Below are 14,505 nucleotides of genomic sequence, written 5' to 3'. Positions count from 1 at the left end.
CTCAGCCCCCGCCGAGCGCCAGCGCGACGCGGTAGGTGATGAAGGAAGCGATATAGGCCAGCGCGAACATGTAGCCCGCCATCATCCAGGCATACTTGGCGCTGCCGGTTTCGCGGCGCACCACCGACAGGGTCGACAGGCATTGCGGCGCGTAGACGTACCAGGCCAGCAGAGACAAGGCCGTCGCCAGCGACCACGAGCCGGCGATCAGCGGGCCGAGGGTGTTCGCTACGTCGTCGCCGGAGCCGGCCAGCGCATACACGGTGCCGAGCGCGCCGACGGCCACTTCGCGCGCGGCCATGCCGGGCACGAGGGCAATGCAGATCTGCCAGCCGAAACCGATCGGCTCGAAAATGACCGACAAGGCGCGCCCCAGCATGCCGGCCACGCTGTAATAAATCGGCGGCTGGGTTGCGCCTTCGGGCGCCCCCGGAAAACTCGACAGGAACCAGACCAGCACCATCAGCGTCAGGATGATGGTACCGACCCGCATCAGGAAGATCTTGGCGCGTTCCCACAGGCCCAGGGCCAGGGTCTGCAGGTGCGGCCAGTGGTAAGCGGGCAGTTCCAGCATCAGCGGATGCTGGCCGCTGCCGCTGCGGCGTTTCATGTACCAGGCCACCAGCATGGCGCTGACGATACCGAGCGCGTACAGCACGAACAGCACCAGGCCCTGCAAGTTGACGATGCCGATTTTACGGTCGGGGATGAAGGCGGCGATGATCAGCGCGTACACCGGCAGGCGCGCGGAACAGGTCATCAGCGGCGCGATCATGATCGTCACCAGGCGGTCGCGCGGGTTCTGGATCGTGCGCGCGGCCATCACGCCGGGAATCGCGCAGGCGAACGAGGACAACAAGGGAATGAAGGCGCGCCCCGACAGCCCGACGCCGCCCATCATGCGGTCGAGGAGAAAAGCGGCGCGCGGCAGGTAGCCGCAATCCTCGAGGATCAGGATGAAGAAGAACAGGATCAGGATCTGCGGCAGGAACACGAGCACGCCGCCGACGCCGGCGATGATGCCGTCCACGATCAGGCTGCGCAGCGGTCCCTCGGACATGGTGCCGCCGATCCACTTGCCGATGCCCTCGACGGTGCTGGTGATGAAATCCATCGGCGCTTCGGCCCAGCTGAACACGGCCTGGAAGATGATGAACATCAGCGCGGCCAGCAGGATCGGACCGACCACCGGATGCAGGACCACGTGGTCGATCTTCTCGGACAGGTTGCCCTTGTCGTGCGCGTAGTTGGTGGTGGCGGCGAGAATGCGCCGCACTTCGCGCTGGGTCTGCTCGACCGGGACGGCGTCGATGCTGGATAAAGGCTGCGGCGTGGCCGGTTCGAGCGGCATGCGGTCGAGCGCTTCCAACAAGGCCTGTTCGCCGCCGGCCTGGATCGCGACCGTCTCGACCACCGGCATGCCCAGTTCCTGCGACAGTTTCGCCGTATCGATCTCGATGCCGCGTTTTTTTGCGACGTCGACCATGTTCAGGGCCAGCAGCATCGGCAGCCCGAGGCGCTGGATTTCCAGCACCAGGCGCAAATTCAGGCGCAGGTTTGTGGCGTTGACGACACAGACGACGGCGTCCGGCGCCGCTTCGCCTTCGCGCAGGCCGGCCACCACGTCGCGCGTGATCGCTTCATCCGGGGTTTGCGCGGACAGGCTGTAGGCGCCGGGCAGGTCGAGCACGCGCAGCGCGCGTCCGGCGGGCGAAGTAAAACTGCCCTCCTTGCGTTCGATGGTGACGCCGGCGTAGTTCGCGACCTTCTGGCGCGCGCCGGTGAGGCGGTTGAACAGCGCCGTCTTGCCGCAGTTCGGATTGCCGAGTAAAGCGATCAGGGGCGAGCGCGCCGCCACCTGTTGTTCCATGACGCCCATCGATTATTCCGGCTGGATTGAGACGAGTGCGGCCTCGAACTTGCGCAGGGCGAAGGTCGATTCGCCGACTTTGACGGCAACCGGGCCGCCCGGCAGCCCGCGTTTCAGCATGCGGATGCGTTCGCCCGGCACGAAGCCGAGTTCCATCAGGCGGCGCGCCACGTCCTGACCGCCCAGTGCGTGCGGCGCAAGGTGGATCACGGTCGCACTCTGTCCGGCCTTGAGGGCGTCGAGTGTGGTCAAAGTGGGGACTAGGGTCATGGCGGCGTTCCGGTGGTGTAGCGCTGATGAGACAGATACTAGCATCATAAACCTAAATGCGAATTATTTCTATTTGCAGCTTTGATCACACGACAAAACCGCTTGCGTTCGTCGAAAATTTTACGCAGAATAGAACACGAATGAGAACGATTCTCATTATTCGAGTGACAACTCAGGTAAAACTTCAGGGACTGCTTCGATGATCGTCTGTGTCTGCAACAACATCTCCGACCGTGAAATCCGCCAGGCCGTCGACCTCGGCATCACCTCGATCGCCGCACTGCGCGCGGAACTGGGCCTGGGCACCGATTGCGGCAAATGCATCAGCTATGCACGCGAAGTGCTGCACGAAGCCCTCGACAGCAAGACCGTGGTTACCGAACTGAGCTTCCGCTCCTCCCAGCTGGCCTGATCCCACCTGTTGCTTGCGCCGCGGTTCCGGCCGCGCGCTGCTGCCCTTTTGCTATGATGGTGGCAACGCACACCAACAATAAGGCACATCATGAAGGGCGATCCCAACGTCATCCGGCTGCTCAACGCGCAGCTGACCAACGAGCTCACCGCGGTCAACCAGTACTTCCTGCACGCGCGGATGTACCGGCACTGGGGTTTCTTCAAGCTCGGCAAGAAGGAATACGACGAATCGATCGGCGAAATGAAACATGCCGACAAGCTGATCGACCGCATCCTGATGCTCGACGGCCTGCCGAACCTGCAAGCCCTGCATAAACTCCTGATCGGCGAAAACACCGAAGAGATGCTGGCCGCCGATTTGAAACTCGAGCGCAGCGCCCAGATCACGGTCAAGGAAGGCATCGCCGCCGCCGAGCTTGCGGCCGACTACGTCTCGCGCGACCTGCTGCTCGAGATCCTCGAGGACACCGAAGAGCATATCGAATGGCTCGAGACCCAGCTCGACCTGATCGTGAAGGTCGGGATCCAGAATTACCTGCAGAGCCAGATGGCCGAGTAAGGATTTCAGTTTCACCGGCGGGCGGCTGTGCCGTCCGCCTCCTGCATCACCCACACCGGCGCCGACCACAGGATGTTGCCATCGGCCTGGGTCAGCTTCGCATAATAAAAATGCGCGCCCACCGACGGCGTAAAACTGACGTTCGCCTCGCTCGCCATTTGCGTGACGGCCCCGTTCCGTCCCGGCACCCCTTCCATGATCGCCACCGACGCCACCTGCTTGCCCGCCGTGCTGGCGAAATGCGCCACCAGGTTCAAGGGACCGCTATTCGTCAACCGCTCGCCCATCATGCGGCCGTTGGCGGTCAGCACCAGCTGCGAACTTTTATCCATCGTCGCGAACACGCGCCGCGCCTTCAATGCGTCGATGAAGCTGGCCTGGCTCAAAGGCTCGCCGTCCGGGATCAGCACGCCGGTGCGGTTCGTATAGGCCGTGCCCCAGTTGGCGCAGTGGTTGTCCTGATTGGTACTGAAGGCAACGTGATACCCCGCCTCCAGCACCTTGTTGCAGGCCGCCTCGAAATTGCTTCTCCGGGTTTCCGCTTCCTTGTCGTTGCTTGAAAAGGCCGTGCTGTTGACTACCTCGCACAGGGCCATGGCCGCGTCGCCGTCCGCGGTGTAGCCGAGGGCGGTGCCATTCACCGTGAACTGGCCGCTGGCTGACGGATGGTTGAACTGGCCGACCCAGCCGCGCTCGCGCATCAGCGTGTATAGAAACGCGTAATCGCTGCGCGGCGTGGCGACATCGGCCAGCAGCTCGCCTTGCCCATTCTTTTCCCAGCCCAGCAGCTGCTCGCTGTTAAAAATGTTGACGTGGCCGCCCTTGTTGATGACGCCCCACTCCATGCCGTAGACGGCCAGGAAATCCGGGTGCGCGGCGTTGAAGCCGGCGGCGATGTCGAGCCCCTTGCGGTACAGGGCCTTGGCCGCGGCCGGGTCGGCATTCGGTTCGGTGCCGTCCGAACCGTCGTACATGTGGTTGTGCTCGGACGCGACAAGGATGTCGAGGCCGTGGTTCCTGGCGTAGGCAAAGGCGGCGTCCGGCCCGTATTTCGCCGTTAAAGGATCCTGGGCGCCCTTGCAGTCGCTCAGTTCGGCGCCGCCGTCGCTGTGGTTGGTCTGGCTGTGCAGGTTACCGAAGTAGACCGTGTAGGGCAGCGCCGCCGTGGAGGCTTGTGCGCCCGGCTGGCGCAGGCCCGGCCTGCCGACCGGCAGCGGCGCAAAGGCCGGCAGGGTAGCCAGGCGCGGCGGCCCGAGCTCGATCTGCCAGGTCTGCTCGTGGACGTCGGCCGAGGGTGCATGCGAGAGCGCAGCGCGGCTGGCGGCGCGCAGGCGCACCTGGTACACGCCGGCGGCCAGCTTGCCGGCATCCTGGCCGGACCATTCCACCTGCACCGACACCGGCTGGTCTGCCAGCGGCGTGCTGCCCTGCCAGCGGCGCACGACGAGCTCGCGCGGACCGATCAGCTCGAGCTGCCAGCCGACGACTTGCGCCTGGCGCGCATTCGGATAATCGAAGGCGAGGGTAAACGTACGCGCGTCGCCCTTGCCGGGGTCAAGCGCCCGATACGGGGCGAACAAGGTGGCTTCGAATTCGCTGTGTTCGTCGATGGCTGCAAAGGCGCCGGGAGCGCAGCAGCACAGCAGAAACAGGGCGAAGCAGGAGGGAGTAGAGATAAAGGTTTTCATGATGCAATTGTTGCAATTACATCATGATCAGCCCTTGCGCCAGGCCGGGCGTTAGTTGCCTTTAACTATATCTTTTTTGACAAAAGGACAGCCGGGTGCAGCCTGATGCCGGCGCAGGTGCCGGCGCGAAGGCGGCACCTGCGCCGATACATCATCTCGTCAGAAATGGTATTCGGCGCGTACCATCGGCGTGCTGGCGCGCTGGCCGCGGCCGCCGGTGGTGGCGCGCGTGTTGCCGAACTTGTTGTTCCAGAACTGGTACTCGAGGCCGACCCGCAGGCGGTTCTTCGCCTGGCCGAAGTGGGAGCTGAGGTCGTACATCAGCGCCATGTCGATGTTGGTCTCGGCGCCGGTGCCGTTGCCCACTTCATCCTGGCCCTTGGCGGCGATGAACAGGCCAAAACCCTCGAACGAGACGCGCTCGACCACGGGAATCGCCCAGTTGACCGACAGCGCGGCGTGGGTGTCGTAGGTGTAGCGGCCGTTCACGTTCGAGATCGGCGGGAAGGCGCCGCTCGGCGCGTTCGATTCGCGCAGCAGCAGCACGCTCGTGTTCAGGAAACCGGGCACGTCCCACATCAGGGTCGGGCCGGCGACCAGCATGCGCTTCCTCGAGTTGTAGCCGACGTCGTTCTTGGTGTTCCAGTCGAAGCCGAAGGTGGCGCCGACACCCTTTACCGGGCCATAGCGCATTTCGGTGCCGCGCAGGGCGCCGATGTCGAGCGTGTGGCGGTAGACGATATAGGCTTCCTGGGCGCCTTCGCTTTGCGTCAGCGAGGCCGGATCGGCTTTATCCGACTGCAGCAGGTCGACGTTGAAGAAGTTGCTGCCGTACTTGTAGCCGCTGGCGTGGGTCAGCGCGAAGATGTGCTTCTTGATGGGCTCCGGATTGAACGGCTCGGCGAAGCGGGTGCCGTAGCGCCAGCTGATCGAGGTGTCGCTCCAGTCGGCGGCGCCGGCGGCGGCACAGGTGAGCAGCAGGGAAGCGCCGGCGGCGCACAGGATTTTATTGGTCATGTAATGGTCTTGGACTGAGGTTGCTCGCGTTTTGCCTGATTGGACGGCTCCTGCCGGCGCGCGACATGCAGCTCGACGCGGTGCACCTGGCCGTCGTCGACCAGCTGCAGCGTGTCGCCGCCGACATCGACGCCATCGACCCGCAGCGCGGCGGCATCCAGCACGCGCACCTCGATCGCATACGTGGTGGCGCGATAGCGGTACTGCAGGCGGAAGCCCGGCCAGCCGCAAGGCAGCTGCGGCGCCAGCACCAGCCGCTCGCCGACGCGCTCGATGCCGAGCAGCGATTCGACGACCAGCCGGTACATCCATCCGGCTGAGCCAGTGTACCAGCTCCAGCCGCCGCGCCCAACATGGGGAGCGGCCGCGTGTACATCCCCAGCAACAACATACGGCTCCAGGCGGTAGCGCGCGCAGTCGTCCGGCGTGGCCGCCAGGCGCACGGGATTGAGCATGTCGAACAGTTCCCAGGCGCGCTCGGTGTTCCCCATGCGCGCAAAGGCCATCGCGCCCCAGAGCGCCGCATGCGTCGCCTGGCCGCCGTTCTCGCGCACGCCGGGCGCGTAGCCACGCAGGCTGCCGGGATGCAGGCTGCCGGCCTCGAAGGGCGGATCGAGCAGCCGGACCAGGCGCGATTCCGGCCACACCAGGTGGGTGTCGACCGCCGCCATGGCGCTGGCCGCGCGCTCCGGGCCGGCGGCGCCGGACAGCACGCTCCAGCTTTGCGAGACCAGGTCGATGCGGCATTCGTCGCTGTCTTTCGAGCCGAGCGGGGTGCCGTCGTCGAACCAGGCGCGCCGGTACCATTCGCCATCCCAGGCGTGGTTTTCGAGCTGGGTGCCGAGCGCCTGCGCGGCGGCGCGGCAGGTGGTGGCAAAACCGTAGTCGGCGCGGCGGTCGGCCAGTTCGGCGAAGCGGCTTAACACCTCGATCATGAAAAAGCCCAGCCAGACGCTCTCGCCGCGTCCCTTGGCGCCGACGCGGTCGAGGCCATCGTTCCAGTCGCCGCTGCCGATCAGGGGTAATCCATGTTCGCCGAAGCGCAGGCTGTGGCGGATCGCGCGCACGCAGTGTTCGTACAGGTCGGCGCGCTGGCTGGACTCGCGCGCCAGGTCGAAATACGACTCCTCGCCGAATGCGAGCGCACGCCCTTCCAGATAAGGAGCCGACTCGCCCAGCACCGCGAGATCGCCGGTGGCGCGGATGTAGCGGCAGGTGGCCAGCGGCAGCCACAATAAATCGTCCGAGCAGCGCGTGCGTACGCCGCCGTTCGCAGGCGGATGCCACCAGTGCTGCACATCCCCCTCGACGAACTGGTGCCCGGCGCACAGCAGCAGGTGCTCGCGCAGCAGTTGCGGACGCGTGTGCACCAGTGCCATCGCGTCCTGCAACTGGTCGCGGAAACCGTAGGCGCCGCCCGACTGGTAATAGGCGCTGCGCGCCCACATGCGGCAGGCCAGGGTCTGGTACACGAGCCAGCCGTTGGCGAGCACGTCGAGGCTGGGGTCGGGCGACTCGACGCGTACCGCGCCGAGCGTCTCGTCCCAGTACGCGTTCACCCGTTCGATTGCCGCTCGGGCCGCCGTACTGCCGCCATGGCGCGCCGCCCGCTCCGGACCGCCGGCACCGAGCACGAACACCAGCTCCTTCTGTTCTCCGGGCGCCAGCTCGAAGGCGACCTGCAGCGCCGCGCACGGATCGAGTGCGGCGCCGCTGCTGCCGGACAGCCCCGCGCGGCTCAGGGCCTGCGGCGCGCCCAGATGCCTGCCGCGGCCGATGAACTCCATGCGGTCGCAGGTAAAGCCCGCTTCCTGCGCGTCGACGTGGAAGAAGGCGGCATGCTCCGCGCCATCGCTGTTCCAGGCATTGCGTGCGCACAGCGCGCCGCTGGCCGGATCGCGTCCGGTCACGACGTGCATGCTGGATGCCGCACGCAGCTCGCCCAGCACCCATTCGACATAAGCGGTCGCCGACAGGCGCCGCGGCACCGCGCTGTCATTGCGTACCCGCAGCACGCTGTATTTTACCGGCGCATCGTGTGCCACGAACTGCGTCAGTTCGGTGCGGATGCCGTGCGCCCTGTGCTCGAACACGCTGTAGCCGAAGCCGTGGCGCGTGAGGTAGTCGCCGCCCGATGGCGCAGGCAATGCGGTCGGCGACCAGAACACGCCGCTCGCTTCGTCGCGCAGATAAAACACTTCGCCGCCGCGGTCGCCCACCGGATCGTTTTCCCAGGGCGTCAGGCGCAGGTTGTGGGCGTTCCCGCTCCAGGTATAAGCCTGGCCGCTTTCAGAGACGACCGAGCCGAAATCCGGGCTGGCCAGCACGTTCGACCAGGGGGCCGGCGTCGGCCGCCCGGGCTTTATACGGATGAGATATTCGCGTCCGTCGGGGCTGAAGCCGCCGATGCCGTTGTCGAGCAGGAGCGCGGGCGCTTCGGTTTCCGATTCGGCTTCCGGCACAGGAGCGGCCGCGGGCTGCGGCGCGGCCGTGCGCAGCGCCGGCATGCCGGTGCCGGGCGCCGCCTGCGCACGCCGCAGCTGCTCGGCCAGGCTGCCGCCTTCGCCCACCAGCACCACGCGCGCCAGCGCCGCGATCAGGACCCGGTCTTCCTGCGGCAGCTGCTCGAGCACCTGCAGATACACACCGCCCGGGCGGTCGAGCAATGCGGCCGCACTGCTGGCGGCGATGAGCTCCAGGAGCTGGGCGTGCAGCGAACGGGGCGCGCTGCCGCCCTCCCCGCACCAGATCACCAGGTCGACCAATAAACCCTTATGGCGCCACCAGGCATGGGCCTGCAGCAGCTGGCGCGCCAGCCCGAGCCGGGCCGCGTCCTGGATCTGCACCAGCACGATCGGCAAGTCGCCCGAGATCGCATATGGCCACAGGCCGGACTGGCCGCGGGTATTGCGCGCGATGAGCGCCGGATCGGCGCGCAGTCCGCGCTGCGGATACAGCACGGCGCCCGCCAGACGCGCATACAGCTGGGCGTCCGCTTCGCTCGCATGCAGGGACTGGAGCAATGCCTGGCCCTGGGCCCAGGCCAGCTCGAAGGTATGTTCGACACAGTGGCGCTGCGCATACTTGGCGGCCAGGTGCAGGGCGGCGTCGCGCTCGCCCGCCACGCCGAGCACCAGGTCGACCGTGATCTCTTCGTCGGGCGCGAGCGTCACCACGCGGCGGATCACCAGCGCCGGATCGAGCACCGCACCGGCCGCGCCATCGAGCGGCCTGTCGGTCGCCATGGCAGCGGGCAGCGCGTTGCGATTGCCGCGACCGATGAAATCGGCGCGGCTGGTTTCGAACGAGGCCGCTTCGGCCTCGACGCCGTGCACCGCCATCGCATGCAGCAGCCAGGGCGTCGCTTCCCCTTCCGCGCGCGGCCGGCGCGTGCAGAGGATGGCGGTGCGATCTTCGACGATTTCGCTCTGCACGAAGAGTTTGCTGAAAGCGGGGTGAGCGTCGTCCTGCGCCGGCAAGGACAGCACCGGTTCCGTATAGCTCGTCAACTCGATGCGGCGCGGCCGCCCGGACAGATTCTTGATGCGCATGCGGCGCAGCTCGACATCGTCCTCGGGCGCGACCACGATCTCGGTCACCAGCTCGATGCCGTGGTCGCGCCGCCGCAACTGCACCTTCTCTTCCGCGAACACGGCCTCGTAATGCTCGGGCTGGGCCAGCGTCGGCTGCCAGGCGCCGGACCACAGCGCGCCGCTGTCCAGGTCGCGCAGGTAGCAGAACAAGCCCCAGTCGTCGCAGGTTGCGTCCATCCGCCAGCGCGTGAGGGACAGTTCGTTCAAGCGGCTGTAGCCGCCGCCGTCGCTCGTCACCATCACGTGGTAGCGCCCGTTCGACAGCAGTTGCAGCTGCGGCTGGGCCACACCGGCGCGCGTAACCGAACGGACCGGCAAAGGCGCCTCGGGCGCGCCCTGCTGCGCATCGAGTTCGAAGGCGGCGGACTGGATGGCGCCGCTCGCCGGCACCGGTTCCTGCAACAGGAGCAGCGCCGCGCGCAACTGCGGATCGGCCTCGAAGCGCCGCTGCATCGGACGCCCATGCAGCAAGGAGGACAGGGCGAGCAAGCCCATGGCCTGGTGGTCGGAGGCAAAGGCGCGCACGATCGCGTGACGCTGGCCGCGCGGCAGGCGCGCGCCGGTGTAGTCGATCGCCTCATACATACCGTAACGGCCGGTGCAGCCCAGCGCGGCGATGCGCTCCAGGTTGGCGCAGGCCGCTTCGGGCGCCACCATCAGCGCCAGCAGCGAAGCATAGGGTGCGACCACGAGTTCGTCGCCGAGGCCGCGCGCCAGGCCCATACCCGGTACACCGAAGGCGCGGCGTTCGTAACGCAGGCTGCCGTCAAAACGGTTGCAGAGCGCATCCGACATGCCCCAGGGGATGTCGCGCCGCGCCGCGTACGCGATCTGGACGCGCACGGCCGCGCGGCAGCTGCGGTCGAGCAGGGTGTCGCGGTAGGCCGGCATCACCAGCTGCGGCGCCAGATAGTCGGCCATGGCGCCGTTCGGCGAGAGGAGTAACTGTTCCCTGCCGACGATGCACAGCTGGCGGCCGAGGGCGGTCCAGTGCGTCTGCGGCAGCCCTCCCTGGGCGATGCCGACGAAGCTGGCCAGGCGCGCAGTCGAGGCCAGTGCATCGCAGGCGCCGTCTTCGAGCCGGTCCGCGGCCAGGTCATAACCCGGCGCCAGCGAATTCGTGTCGCGCCGCAGGAGCCAGCCGAAATCCATATCGGCGAATGCGCGCGCGCATGCGGCCAGGGTCGCGATCTCGCGCAGGCGCGCCTGCGCCGTGGCGGCGCCCTCCTCCACCATTTGCGCCAGGGCCTGTTCGGCCTCGCTCGCATCGGCGGCCGGCCTGCTCATTGTCGCCAGTTCGCGCAGGGTCGGGACCCGCGTCAGGCCGGCATCGAGCACGTATTCCTGCACCGCGCGCATCCAGGGCGCCAGCACCAGCAGGTCGTCGCGCGCCGCGCGGCAGTCGGCGTCAAGTCGCGTGGCCCAGTCGCGCAGCTGGGCGTCCGCCTCGTCCGGCAGCGTCGCCAGCAGCATCGAGGCCGCGCGTAGGGCCGCTCCCAGGCAGTCGGCCAGGCCCGGCAGCGTCTCGCCATTGCGGCAGCGCTCGGGCGCCAGCGCGTCGCGGCAGCTCTCCAGCGCCTTGCGCACGACGGACGGTGCGCCTTGCGCATGTTCTTCCACCACCTGCAGCGTGGCGCGCAATCCCTCCAGTGCGCGTACGCTGGCGATGGGCGCATCGAGCAGGCCCTCCAGGCCCGTCGCCAGGGTCAGCAGGTGCGCCGCAAGGCTGCCGCTGGCGACGGTATCGACCCGCAACGGCGGCAGGGGCGCCAGCGTGCGCGTGTCGTAGCCGGCATAAAAATGGCCGCGGCGGCGCTCGAGCAGGGCCATGCTCTCGAAGGCGGCACGCACCCGCACCAGCACGGTGGCACCCGGCACGAAGCCGAAGTCCCAGGCCGTCAGATTGGCCAGCAGGGACAAGCCGATCTGGCTCGGCGAAGTCGACTGCGTGATGGCCGGTTCGGGGCGCTCCTGGATGCCGGCCGGCGTTAACCAGTGGCTGTCCGGGCCGACCACGTCTTCGAAATAGGCCCAGCTGCGGCGCGCGAGCTTGTCCAGGAAGCGCACCTGTTCGCGCGAGAGCTTCGCTGGCGGCCGCTCGAACGGCAGGCTGACCCACCAGGCCAGCAGCGGAGACAGGAACCACAGCAGCAGCAAGGGCGCGGCCGCGAACAGGGCGAAGGGATGCAGGAAGGTCAGCAGCACGGCGACGAGCACCGAGAACGTCGGCGCGAACCACATGCTGCGCCAGGCCGATTCGACGTCGGTGCTCGAGCGGATCAGGCTCGACGCCTTCCATTGCAGCAGGTGGCGGCGCGAGACCAGCATGCGCCAGCCGGTGCGTGCGATCGCGTGCAGGCTGTACCAGGCTTCGTGCGGCAGGAAAGCGGTGCCGGTCACGGCATGGGCGAGGCTGCCCGCCGCGCCATGGGCCCAGCGAGTGAAATGCTGGCGCCACAGCAGGTCGTGCGGCTTGTCGACCAGGGTGACGCCTATCCTGAAAAAGGCCGGCAGGAAGAAGACCGACAATCCCGCCGCGCTCCAGAAGGCAGGCCCCGGCAGCAGCGACCAGCACAGCACCAGGGTGGCGGCGAGGGTCGGCGCCACCAGGCTGCGGCGCAGGTTGTCGAACAGCTTCCAGCGTGCCAGCGCGCTCAAAGGGTTGGCTTCGCGCTGCCCGTCCCGGGACGGCACGCGCGCGCGCAGCCAGCCGGCCAGTTGCCAGTCGCCGCGGATCCAGCGGTGGCGGCGCGCGATGTCGTCGCTGTAGCGCGCCGGCCAGGCCTCCACCAGCTGGGTATCGCTGAGCACAGCGCTGCGCAGGTAGCAGCCTTCCAGCAGGTCGTGCGACAGCACGGCATTGTCGGGCAGGCGCCCGGCCAGCACACGGACATAGGTGTCGACTTCGTAGATGCCCTTGCCGATGAAGGAGCCTTCGCCGAACAGGTCCTGGTAGACGTTCGATGCGGTGCGGGTGTACGGATCGATTCCCGGCGCGCCGCCATACATGCGCTCGTAGCGCGAGGCGCGCTCCAGGGGCAGCGAAGTCGCCACGCGCGGCTGCAGCAAGGCGTGGCCGGCGATCACGCGGCGTCCGTTCGCATCGAGCAGCGGCTGGTTCAAGGGGTGCGCCATCGCCGCCACCGTCCGGCGCGCGCTGTCGATCGGCAGCTGGGTGTCGGCATCGAGCGTGATGACGTACCGGATGCCCTCCAACTCGCCGGTATTTCCCTCGACCAGCATGAAGCGTTCGCGCGCGCCGCCGCGCAAATACGCGTTCAGGTCGGCCAGCTTGCCGCGCTTGCGCTCGCACCCGGTCCAGGCGTGCTCGCTGGTACTCCAGACGCGCGGCCGGTGCAGCAGCAGGAAGGGTTGATCGGCATGGCGCGCATTCAGGGCCGCGATGCCGGCACGGGCTTCTGCCAGCAGTTCGACGTCGCCGAACATCGTTTCCTCGGGCGCATCCGTGAAATCGGTGAGCAGGCAAAAGCGCAGCTGCGGGTCGCGGTTGGCGAGGTAGCGCAGCTCCAGCCCCTCGCACAGCGACCTGAGGTTCTCGCTGCTGTCCAGCAGCGCGGGGACGACGACCAGCGTGCGCGCATCCGGCGGGATGCCGCTACTGAAATCCATGCGCGGCAAGGGTTTCGGTGCCACCAGGCGCGCGACCATCAAATCGGTGAGCGTCAGCGCCAGCTGGCTGGCGCCGAAGGACACCAGCAGGCCGAGCACGACCAGCAAGCCGGCGCCGGCGCCGGCCCGGTAGGCGTGCACCAGCAGTGCCGCCGTAAACAGCAAGGTAAAGCCGCCGATCGCGCCGAGGTAGGCCAGCAGGGGTCGGCGCCGCGCCGCGCGCCGCAGTGCGAGCAGCATGCCGCGTGCGGGCGGCAGTTGCGCGCGCAGCACTGGCAAGCCATCGCCGACCAGGTAGTGGCCGACATGTCGCATGCGCAGATCGAGGCCGCCTTCGGCCAGCGCCAGGGCGGCCGCCGCGACCTCGCTTTCAGGCTGGCCGCACTGGCGCGCCAGGCGCTCGACGGTGTGGCGGTAATGGTCGCGCGTGGCGAAATCCATGCGGCCGTAGACGCCCGCCGGGTCGCGCCGCAGCACCTGCTCGACCACGCTCGCGGTCTCGACGAAGGCATGCCAGTCGATGCGCTCGAGCCGGCGCAGGCTGTCGAGGCTGTTGGTGAACGAGGCCGCGTCGAGGGCCTGCTCTTCGGTGGCGCGCGCCGCCTGCGCCTCGACCGTCAGGCCCTCGTCGGCGAGCCGGGCGCCGACCCAGTGCAGCACCTGGGCCAGCGCTTCTCCCTGCCCTTCCAAAAGGCGCGCCAGTTCGGCCACGAAAGCGGGTTGCAAGGGCTGATTGGTGCGCGCCATGTCGGCCACCAGCAGGACCAGGTCGCCGGGGCGGCGTTCGGCCGTCTCGCGCATGCGGGCGGCCCAGTCGCGGGCGAGACCCTGCTGCTGCAGGCTGGCGTGCAGGCGCACGGCGAGCCGGCGCAGGTTGTCGATCAGCGCCAGGCGCAGCATGATCGGGAACGCCCACAGCTCGCCCAGCGTGAGCGGCGCACCTTCCTGGTAGGCGTTGATAAAACGCGCCAGGTTCGGTTCGTCGATCAGGCCGTCCCCATGCATGACGACTTCGAGCGCCAGCGCGTGGACCCGCGGCTGGCCGGCGACTTCTCGTGGCACGGCCAGGCGCGGCAGCGCACGGCTGTAGGCGCGCGGCAGGTGGCGGCGCGCGGTGCGGACCTGGCCGTCGATCAGGCGCCAGGCGTCGAGCAGGCGCTCGGCGGCCGGGGCCGTACGGCCGTCCCGCGCGGCCTGGGTCAGCGAGGTGCAGGCGGCGGCGATGGCGGCGGCGTTGTCCGCCAGGCGCGCCAGCAGGTCCTCGGCGCGCGCATCGTCCTGCGCGCCCGACAGCCCATGGCGGCCAGCCAGGCTGCGGCCGTGCTGCGCCATGCGCGCGGCATCGAAGCGCTCGGCGCGCAGCGGCGCCCCGTCCGCGGCGTCGGCGTCGCGAACGGGCGGATGCCCCGCGCGCGGCGCGTCGGCCTTGGTGTGCAATTCGTCGTTCAACAGGAGCCTCGATGA

The 14,505-nt window shown here is 68.1% G+C and carries 7 protein-coding genes; 2 read left to right on the top strand and 5 right to left on the bottom strand.

Annotation, left to right across the window (positions count from 1 at the left end):
• Position 1 precedes the first annotated feature (1 nt).
• Together feoB and LPB04_RS07485 are read right to left on the bottom strand one after the other, a co-directional pair.
• On the bottom strand, positions 2–1,879 hold the full coding sequence (gene feoB / locus LPB04_RS07490) for a ferrous iron transporter B (RefSeq protein WP_193688087.1): 1,878 nt from the start codon (positions 1,877–1,879) through the stop codon (positions 2–4).
• Between the two features lie 3 nt (positions 1,880–1,882).
• Positions 1,883–2,140: a FeoA family protein gene (locus LPB04_RS07485; RefSeq protein WP_136221979.1), complete on the bottom strand. Its 258-nt coding sequence runs from the start codon at positions 2,138–2,140 to the stop codon at positions 1,883–1,885.
• A 199-nt stretch (positions 2,141–2,339) separates the two neighbouring features.
• Between LPB04_RS07485 and LPB04_RS07480 the strand changes: the two genes are divergently transcribed.
• Together LPB04_RS07480 and bfr are read left to right on the top strand one after the other, a co-directional pair.
• A complete protein-coding gene (locus LPB04_RS07480; RefSeq protein ID WP_193688086.1) occupies positions 2,340–2,552 on the top strand; it encodes a (2Fe-2S)-binding protein in 213 nt (70 codons plus the stop codon).
• Positions 2,553–2,642: 90 nt separating this feature from the next.
• Positions 2,643–3,113: a bacterioferritin gene (gene bfr, locus LPB04_RS07475; protein WP_193688085.1), complete on the top strand. Its 471-nt coding sequence runs from the start codon at positions 2,643–2,645 to the stop codon at positions 3,111–3,113.
• 11 nt (positions 3,114–3,124) lie between these two features.
• Here the strand turns inward: bfr and LPB04_RS07470 are convergent, their stop codons facing one another.
• The 3 genes from LPB04_RS07470 to LPB04_RS07460 all read right to left on the bottom strand — a co-directional run bounded on the left by LPB04_RS07470 (position 3,125) and on the right by LPB04_RS07460 (position 14,490).
• On the bottom strand, positions 3,125–4,801 hold the full coding sequence (locus LPB04_RS07470) for a CehA/McbA family metallohydrolase (protein ID WP_193688084.1): 1,677 nt from the start codon (positions 4,799–4,801) through the stop codon (positions 3,125–3,127).
• Between the two features lie 159 nt (positions 4,802–4,960).
• On the bottom strand, positions 4,961–5,818 hold the full coding sequence (locus tag LPB04_RS07465) for an outer envelope protein (RefSeq protein WP_193688083.1): 858 nt from the start codon (positions 5,816–5,818) through the stop codon (positions 4,961–4,963).
• Positions 5,815–14,490 (bottom strand): GH36-type glycosyl hydrolase domain-containing protein, encoded by an 8,676-nt coding sequence (locus LPB04_RS07460; RefSeq protein ID WP_227496652.1) that lies wholly within the window; start codon positions 14,488–14,490, stop codon positions 5,815–5,817. The genes LPB04_RS07465 and LPB04_RS07460 overlap by 4 nt, the downstream gene beginning before the upstream one ends.
• Positions 14,491–14,505 lie beyond the last annotated feature (15 nt).

Source organism: Massilia litorea (genome assembly GCF_015101885.1).
GTDB lineage: Bacteria > Pseudomonadota > Gammaproteobacteria > Burkholderiales > Burkholderiaceae_D > Telluria > Telluria litorea.
This window is presented reverse-complemented; position numbering and strand designations above follow the sequence as displayed.

Bases quoted from the DNA above. Each gene is read 5' to 3' on its own strand.
- LPB04_RS07465 (WP_193688083.1), bottom strand. From the start codon at position 5,818: ATGACCAATAAAATCCTGTGCGCCGCCGGCGCTTCCCTGCTGCTCACC.
- LPB04_RS07480 (WP_193688086.1), top strand. From the start codon at position 2,340: ATGATCGTCTGTGTCTGCAACAACATCTCCGACCGTGAAATCCGCCAG.
- LPB04_RS07485 (WP_136221979.1), bottom strand. From the start codon at position 2,140: ATGACCCTAGTCCCCACTTTGACCACACTCGACGCCCTCAAGGCCGGA.
- feoB (WP_193688087.1), bottom strand. From the start codon at position 1,879: ATGGGCGTCATGGAACAACAGGTGGCGGCGCGCTCGCCCCTGATCGCT.
- bfr (WP_193688085.1), top strand. From the start codon at position 2,643: ATGAAGGGCGATCCCAACGTCATCCGGCTGCTCAACGCGCAGCTGACC.
- LPB04_RS07470 (WP_193688084.1), bottom strand. From the start codon at position 4,801: ATGAAAACCTTTATCTCTACTCCCTCCTGCTTCGCCCTGTTTCTGCTG.